This is a genomic window from Cedecea sp. P7760 (assembly GCF_013386425.1).
Lineage (GTDB): Bacteria > Pseudomonadota > Gammaproteobacteria > Enterobacterales > Enterobacteriaceae > Cedecea > Cedecea selenatireducens.
Genome location: NZ_JACARU010000103.1, coordinates 1 through 7,667, shown reverse-complemented (window position 1 = coordinate 7,667; position 7,667 = coordinate 1). Strand labels below are relative to the sequence as shown.

Annotated in this window: 8 protein-coding genes; all 8 read left to right on the top strand. The window is 57.7% G+C overall.

The features are described 5' to 3' along the window. The coding region (locus HX778_RS24765) for a major curlin subunit CsgA (RefSeq protein ID WP_176983341.1) at positions 1-308 on the top strand (308 nt) is incomplete at its 5' end. A 57-nt stretch (positions 309-365) separates the two neighbouring features. Next, complete coding sequence (gene csgC, locus HX778_RS24760) at positions 366-695, top strand: curli assembly chaperone CsgC (RefSeq protein WP_176983340.1); 330 nt, start codon at positions 366-368, stop codon at positions 693-695. Between the two features lie 120 nt (positions 696-815). Next, complete coding sequence (locus tag HX778_RS24755) at positions 816-1,124, top strand: hypothetical protein (protein ID WP_038482776.1); 309 nt, start codon at positions 816-818, stop codon at positions 1,122-1,124. Between the two features lie 105 nt (positions 1,125-1,229). After that, a complete protein-coding gene (locus tag HX778_RS24750; protein WP_038473766.1) occupies positions 1,230-1,835 on the top strand; it encodes an outer membrane lipoprotein carrier protein LolA in 606 nt (201 codons plus the stop codon). Further along, entirely contained in the window at positions 1,825-2,448 is a 624-nt protein-coding gene (locus HX778_RS24745) for a 4'-phosphopantetheinyl transferase superfamily protein (protein ID WP_144244027.1), read from the top strand. Before HX778_RS24750 ends, HX778_RS24745 begins: the two co-directional genes overlap by 11 nt. Before the next feature lie 75 nt (positions 2,449-2,523). Next, the gene (gene fhuD / locus HX778_RS24740; protein WP_176983339.1) at positions 2,524-3,405 is read left to right on the top strand and encodes a Fe(3+)-hydroxamate ABC transporter substrate-binding protein FhuD; all 882 of its coding nucleotides are present in this window, start codon (positions 2,524-2,526) and stop codon (positions 3,403-3,405) included. Beyond that, positions 3,336-5,333 (top strand): Fe(3+)-hydroxamate ABC transporter permease FhuB, encoded by a 1,998-nt coding sequence (fhuB, locus tag HX778_RS24735; RefSeq protein ID WP_304515780.1) that lies wholly within the window; start codon positions 3,336-3,338, stop codon positions 5,331-5,333. The genes fhuD and fhuB overlap by 70 nt, the downstream gene beginning before the upstream one ends. Positions 5,334-5,406: 73 nt before the next feature. After that, complete coding sequence (locus HX778_RS24730) at positions 5,407-7,623, top strand: TonB-dependent siderophore receptor (protein ID WP_176983337.1); 2,217 nt, start codon at positions 5,407-5,409, stop codon at positions 7,621-7,623. The last annotated feature ends 44 nt before the right edge of the window (positions 7,624-7,667 follow it).

Here is a 7,667-nt window from a genome sequence, read left to right as displayed (position 1 = left end):
TAAGTTGGAGTCATTACCCCACAGCACTGCAGTCGAATGCTTTCTATTCGAAGACGGATATTAAACAGCTGGGCACCGTAAACGGGGCAAAAGTTGGCCAGGGTTCCGACAGCAGCGATATTAAATTGCTGCAGGACGGCTATGGTAATAACGCCACTATCAGCCAGTGGAACGGTAAAAACGCGCAGATCGACGTTCAGCAGTTCGGGACCAACAACGGCGCGGTGGTTAACCAGACGGCATCAAGTTCGCTGGTTTCAGTCACCCAGTTCGGTAACGGCAACCACGCCACGGCTTCTCAGTATTAAGACAGCCAGGCAGCCGTGTAAACAGGGCCTCAGGCCCTGTTTTTCTTTGGAGGTCGTATGCATACCCTGGTGTTGCTTGCCGCGCTTTCAAGCCAGCTGACGTTTAATACCCGGCAGCAGGAGAACATTTACACCATTACGCCCGTGGCCACGCTTGCCGCAGATTGCCAGTGCACAATGACGCTGGTGGCCAATAAAAGCGGGACGTCCGGGCAAAGCACCAGCCGTCAAAGCAGTGAACTGTTCATCAAAGCCCACGAAGAGGTCGCGCTGTCGCAGCTCAGTCTGAACATTGACCCCGGCGACAGCGTTACGGTGACCGTCACGTTGAGCGACGGGAAAGCATTTCACCTTGAACAGCAGTGGCGAGAGCCGGGCAAACCTTGACGAAGAATAAATATATGTGACGGAGGTATTGCAAGAATAAAAAACATCGATCACTGTTTAATTATCTTTGATTTTCTGCCGATAACCTTCAGGGACGACAGCAATCGAGGAGTAATGAACGTGAAAGCAATTTATACGAAGTATTTGCTTTGTCTGGCGCTGAGCGTGGCGGTTACGCCGTTATCCCAGGCCGCTTCCTCTGGCATTATCCATTTTCGGGGTGAAATAGTAGAAGGCGGCTGTCAGTGGGCGCCTGCAAGTTCCAGTGTTGCAATGACCTGTACCGAAAAAGGCAAACCTGTCACCCAAACCGTGGCCCTTAGTTCCCTTGATGGCGTAACCGTGCATAACGACAGCACGATGCAAACCCGCGTGCAGTATCTCGACTCACAGCACAAAACCGCCGTTTTGCACGTGACTTATCAATAGTCTCCTGGCCCGTTTCACCGACGGGCCTTCTCCTTTTGGTTTCAGACCACGTTGCAGAGTAAACTAGCCCACGTCGATTTAGATTCAGGGTATAGGGCTAGTGCTGTGAAAAAAAGTTTGCTTCTCTCTCTTCTGCTGGTGGCTCAGGCGACCGGCGCGGTGACGCTGGATGAAATCCAAAAGCGTTTTGCCGCTGCGCCCGTTATGCGGGCTCAGTTTGAGCAGGAGCGCCAGATAAAAGGCATGGCCCAGCCGCTGCATTCCAGCGGGCGAGTCGTGGTAGCGAAGAATAAAGGGCTGTGGTGGCAGCAGCGTCAGCCTTTCCCGATGCGGCTGATCGTGGGCGATAACCGCATGGTGCAGGTGATGGGTAACCAGCCTCCTCAGGCCATTACGGCACAGAGTAACCCGCAAATGTTCCAGTTCAACCAACTGTTGCGCACGCTGTTTTATATCGACCGTAAAACGCTGGAGAAAGACTTCATCAGTGAATTTTCCGATCTCGGACAGGGGAAATGGCGGCTGGTGTTGATTCCCTCTGATGAAACGCTTAGCGGACTGTTCCGCTCCATAACGCTTTATGGCGAGAAGTCTCTCGATCGTGTTGAGCTTCACGACGTTGAGGAGGACTCGACGGAGATAACCTTCAGCCATTATCAGCCAGAACCCCAGAAACTTACCCGGGAAGAGCGCAAACGCTTTGTCTTCTGATGCACATTACCGGCTTGCCGTGGGGAGAGTAGGGCACCTTTGCGATCCGCAATCCGTGGAGCGCTGGCTGTCGGAGGCGCTGATCGCTATGGCGCCACAGGGCGCGCGCCGCTCTGCATGGCTTGCCGGGCGAGTGCTTTTAGCGCAGCTGCTGGATAACGGCGCTTTGCCGCCGCTGCAAAACGGTTCTCACGGTAAACCCTGGCACCCGTATCTGCCTGAATTCAATATTTCTAACAGCGCCGACGCCGTTGCGGTACTGACGGGCAACAAGCCCGTTGGCTGCGACATGGAGCTGCTGCGCCCGCGTAAGCGCTGGCAGGCGGTGGCGAAGCACAGTTTTTCCCCGGCGCTTAATGACTGGCTGGAAGGGCTGCCTGAAGCGCAGCAGCTGACGGCATTCTGGCGTTTGTGGACGGCCCACGAAGCGGTCGTGAAGCAGCGGGGCGGGACGGTCTGGCAAATACCGGAGCTGTCGCTCCCGCTGGAAACGCTTTGCCCGCCGAACCTGCATTTGCAGCATATTACCTGCGGCGAATGGCTGATTGCCTGCTGTGGGTCTGAGGCGTTTGCAGCTGATTTTTCCGTAGAACGAGCGGTGGCTATCGGCTGAGTTTTTGATTGCGTTGTCGGCGGGCGGCGGCATAATACGTAAAACTTAATTAGAACGATAACTATTGCTATTTATATGGACGTTTCTCTCAGCCGTCGGCGTTTGCTGGCGTTTTCCGCTTTACTGCCTCTGGCCACAATTTTTCCGGGCCGCGCCCAGGCGCAGCGTTTTGACCCAAGCCGTATTATTGCCTTGGAGTGGCGGCCGGTCGAAATGCTGCTGGCGCTCGGCATCATGCCGCTGGCTATCGCCGATAAACGCAATTATCACCGCTGGGTTGGGGAGCCAAAGCTGCCTGATACCGTCGTTGACGTTGGGCTGCGAAACGAGCCTAACCGCGAATTAATGCAGCGCCTCAACCCTTCGCTATTTCTAATCTCCAAAGGTTTTGGCCCCGCCGAGTCAGACTTAAAGCCAATCGCTCCCTGCTGGTCGACGGCGTTCAATGACGCCAGCGGGCGCCCGTTGGCGCTGCTGGAGAAAGATTTAATCAGGCTCGGGCAGTTCCTGGGGCGCGAGCAACAGGCTGTCGATCATCTGGCACAGCTTCACCAGGGCATTGCTTCCACGCGTGAAAAACTCCCGTCTGACCCGAGGCCGCTGGTGATGTTCTCGTTTCTCGATAGCCGGCGGGTGATGATTTTTGGCCGCAGCAGCCTGTTCAATGATTTGCTGGAGCGGTTGGGGATGCGCAATGCCTGGGACGGGAAAACCAATGCCTGGGGGAGTGCCGTGGTGGGGATTGAAACGCTGGTCAGGCTGGAGAATGTCACGGCGCTGTGTTTTATGCATGGCGATGACGATCCGGTGAAAACGGTGGCGAAATCTGCGCTATGGCAGGTGATGCCCTTTGTTCGTGACGGGCAGCTGCACCTGCTACCTGCGGTATGGTTTTACGGCGGCAGTTTCTCGGCGCTGCGTTTCTGCCAGCTCTTGCCGGAGGCGCTGTGCGCATAATCCTTCTTTTACTCTGTGCCTTTACGCTGTTTTTAACCGGCTACAACTTTCAGCAAATGCTGCCCGCAGGCCTTTGGTGGCAGGCGATAACCCTACCGCAGGTCACCGATGTTTCGCAGATGCTTTTTCATTACAGCCTGCTGCCGCGAACAACGCTGGCGCTGCTCACCGGTGCCGGGCTGGCGCTGGCCGGCTGTCTGTTTCAGCATATCCTGCGTAACCCTCTGGCCGAACCGGCAACCCTGGGCGTTGCGGCCGGGGCGCAGCTGGGCCTGACCCTTGCGACGCTTTTTCTGGCGGGGGCAGGGGAAACCGGCAGGCAGCTTGCGGCGCTGGCAGGCGCAATGGTCGTAGGCAGCATTGTGCTGGGTGCTGCCTGGGGCAAGCGTATGTCGCCGGTCACGCTGATCCTTGCCGGGCTTGTGCTGGGACTGTATTGCGGCGCGGTGAAAAGCTTCCTCGTACTGTTCAATCATGAACGCCTGCAAAACCTGTTTATCTGGAGCAGCGGGATGCTGAACCAGTATGACTGGGCGGGCGTGGAGTTTCTCTGGCCAAGGCTGCTGGCCGGGCTGGTACTCATCGTATTGATGATTCGCCCCCTGGGCATGCTGGCATTAGATGACACGGTATTGCGCGGGCTGGGCATGAAGCTGGCATTGGTTAGAGTGGGCGGGCTGTTTCTGGCGCTGCTGCTGAGTTCGATGCTGGTCAGCGTGGTGGGCGTTATCGGGTTTATTGGCCTGTTTGCCCCGGTTCTGGCCGGGATGTTTGGCGTAAGGCGCCTGCTGCCTAAGCTTCTGGCTTCCATGGCGACCGGAGCCCTGCTGCTGCTTTTAAGCGATCAGCTGGTTATCTGGCTTGGCAGCCACTGGCAGGAACTGCCGACCGGGGCGGTGACGGCGCTGGTCGGTGCGCCGTTAATGCTGTGGCTATTACCTCGCCTGCGCCATCAGCGGCTTGCCGCCACTCAGGATGCCAGTATTGCCGCGGAACGCCACCTGTCACCCGGCACCGTGCTGCTGATGTGTGCTGCTTTACTGCTGGTCGCTTTGCTGGCGCTGGGCGTGGGGCGAGAAAGCGCGGGCTGGTTTGTGGGCTTACAGGAAATGTGGCAGTGGCGCTGGCCGCGCGTGTTGTCGGCGATTGCCGCCGGGGCAATGCTTGCGGCGGCCGGAACGCTGGTGCAGAAAATGACCGGTAATCCTATGGCCAGCCCCGAAGTGCTGGGCGTAAGTTCCGGGGCGGCCTGCGCCATCGTGTTATTGACGTTTCTTGTCCCCGGAGACGTAAGCGCGTGGCAGCTTCCGGCTGGTTTTGCCGGGGCGACGCTCACGCTGCTGGCGATGCTCGTTTTAGCCCGAACGGGGCTGGCACCGGGCCGGCTGCTGCTGACCGGCGTTGCGCTGAGTACGGTATTCGCCACGCTGCTTACGCTGTACCTGGCCAGCGGCGATCCTCGCAGCGGCGCGGTGCTGACGTGGCTATCCGGCTCTACCTGGAAAGTCACCGGGCAACAGGCTTTGGTGAGCGGCGGCATGGCGCTGGTGCTGATAGGGCTTACGCCGCTGGTGCGTCGCTGGCTGACTATTCTGCCGCTGGGAGGCGAAGCCGCGCAGGCGCTTGGCGTGGCCCTGAGCCGCTCGCGTATCAGCATTTTGGTCCTTGCAGCCGGATTAGTTGCTGCCGCAACGTTATGCGTCGGGCCGCTGAGTTTTGTCGGTCTTATGGCTCCCCATATGGCGAGAATGCTCGGCTTCCGCCGCGCGGTGCCTCAGCTCGTGGTGGCGATAGCGCTAGGCGCATGTCTGATGCTGGTGGCCGACTGGCTGGGCCGCAGTATTCTCTTCCCGTTCCAGATCCCAGCCGGGCTGTTGGCCACGCTCTGCGGTGCCCCGTACTTTATCTGGCTATTGCGTAAGGCATAGCAGGTAACGATAATCACGATCAAAATCATAATCGTTCTCATTATTGCATTTTAAATTTTACCAGGGACTTTAGATGCCTCATCCATTTTCTCATCAGGCCGGGTTTAAACCTCGCCTGATTGCGGCGTTGATCGCTGCCGCTTGCCTGCCTGCGGTCGCCGCGACTCAGGCAGATACCCAACAAAAAACTGCCGCTAAAGAAGAGACCATTACCGTAACGGCTACCCCGGATAATCAGTTCAGCGCGGGCGGTAACGATCTGGTCCCGGCTTACCTGGAAGGGCAGGTAGCCAACGGCGGGCGCCTGGGTATGCTCGGTGAACAGGATGCGCGTAACGTGCCGTTTAACGTTATCGGCTATACCTCAAAAATGATTGAGGATAAGCAGGCCAATACTATCAGCGACATTATTCGCAACGACGCCACCGTGCAGCCCGTGCGCAGCTACGGTAACTTCGGCGAATCCTACCGAATCCGAGGTTTCCTGCTCGACGGCGACGATATTTCCTACGGCGGGCTTTACGGCGTGCTGCCGCGCCAGATAACGAGCACGGCCATTGCGGAGCGCGTGGAGGTTATTAAAGGTTCTACGGCGTTCCTGAACGGCGTGCCGCCGGGTGGCTCTGGCGTGGGCGGGGCGATCAATATCGAGCCTAAGCGGGCGGGAAGTGAACCGCATACCCAGCTTGGCGTGGATTATACCGGGCGCTCGCAGGTAGGCGGCACGCTGGATACCGGCCGCAGATTTGGTGATAACGAGCAGTTTGGCGCGCGAGTTAACCTGCTTCACCGCGAGGGCGAAAGCGAAGTTCACGGCCAGAAGGACAGAACGTCGCTGGCAAGCGTTGGGCTGGATTACAAAGGCGATAAGCTGCGGACTTCCTTCGACGGCGGCTATCAGAAAATGACGGTGCATAATGGCCGTATCGGCGTTGGCGTTGGGGCGATTACGGAGATGCCTGACGTGCCGGATAACCGGACAAACTACGGGCAGCCGTGGGTTTATTCGGATATGAGCAGCCGTTTTGCCGCCCTGCACAGCGAGTATGATCTGCAGGACAACTGGACGCTTTATGGCGCGCTGGGTACCAGCGAAACCGACGAGCGTGGCAATTACAGCGTGCCAAAGTTTGTTGATAACAAGGGCAATACCAGCCAGACGCGCCTTTCTACGCGCTACATCGCCGACGCTTTCTCCGGCATGGGCGGGGTGAGAGGTAAGTTTGATACCGGCTTTATCGGCCACAGCGTGAACCTGGGCTATTCAGGCGTTTACCGCAAAACCCGTGCGGCCTACACCATGTCGTCCAGTAAAACTGCCGTCGGGAATAACATCTACGATCCGTCTTATCTCGACCTCAGTCGTTTTCCGACGGTCGCTTCCGGCAGCGATATGGACGATCCAACCCAGCGTAGCCGCACGATTACCGGCGGCGTTTCTCTTTCCGACACGCTCTCTGCGCTGGATGATAAGGTCCTGTTGACCCTGGGGGCTCGCCGCCAGGAAGTGCGGGTTCGCAACTACAGCTATACCGGCGTCGAAGATCCTAAATCGCGCTTTGACGCTTTCAAAGTTACGCCGGTTTATGGCCTGGTGGTGAAGCCGTGGGAGCCTGTTTCCTTCTATGCTAACCACATTGAAGCGCTGCAGCCTGGCCCAACGGCAACGTCCAAAGCGACCAATGCCGGTAACGTGGTCGGTATCGTGCAGTCGAAGCAGAACGAAGTCGGTGTGAAGATGGACTTCGGCCGCGTGGGCGGGAGCATGGCGCTGTTTGAGGTCAAAAAGCCGGTGGGGATGGTCGACAGCAACAACGTTTACGGCCTCTACGGTGAGCAGCGTAGCCGCGGTATGGAGCTGAACGTCTTTGGTGAGCCGATGTATGGCGTGCGCCTGCTGGGCAGCGCGCTGTGGCTTCAGCCTGAGATGGTTAAAACCAGCGGTAGCACCAATGATGGCAAAGACGCTATTGGCGTACCTCGCTACTCTTGGTCCGTAGGCGGCGAATGGGATCTGCCGTGGGTGCAAAACCTGACCGCGACCGGGACGCTTATCCGCACCGGCTCCCAGTATGCCAACGTGGACAACAGCCTGAAGCTCAACGGCTGGACGCGGCTCGATCTCGGCGTGCGTTACAGCACGAAAGTGAACGACCAGACGCTGACCTGGCGTGCCAACGTGGAAAACGTGACCAACGAGAAATACTGGGCGTCCATCGACGACAGCGGCTCGTATATTACGCAAAGTGACCCGCGCACGTTGAAACTTTCCATGACTGTTGATTTCTAATCCAATAACAAATGCTCCGTTAAGGTGGACTGACCCCATAAAGT

Bases quoted from the DNA above. Each gene is read 5' to 3' on its own strand.
- fhuB (WP_304515780.1), top strand. From the start codon at position 3,336: ATGGTTTTACGGCGGCAGTTTCTCGGCGCTGCGTTTCTGCCAGCTCTT.
- csgC (WP_176983340.1), top strand. From the start codon at position 366: ATGCATACCCTGGTGTTGCTTGCCGCGCTTTCAAGCCAGCTGACGTTT.
- HX778_RS24730 (WP_176983337.1), top strand. From the start codon at position 5,407: ATGCCTCATCCATTTTCTCATCAGGCCGGGTTTAAACCTCGCCTGATT.
- fhuD (WP_176983339.1), top strand. From the start codon at position 2,524: ATGGACGTTTCTCTCAGCCGTCGGCGTTTGCTGGCGTTTTCCGCTTTA.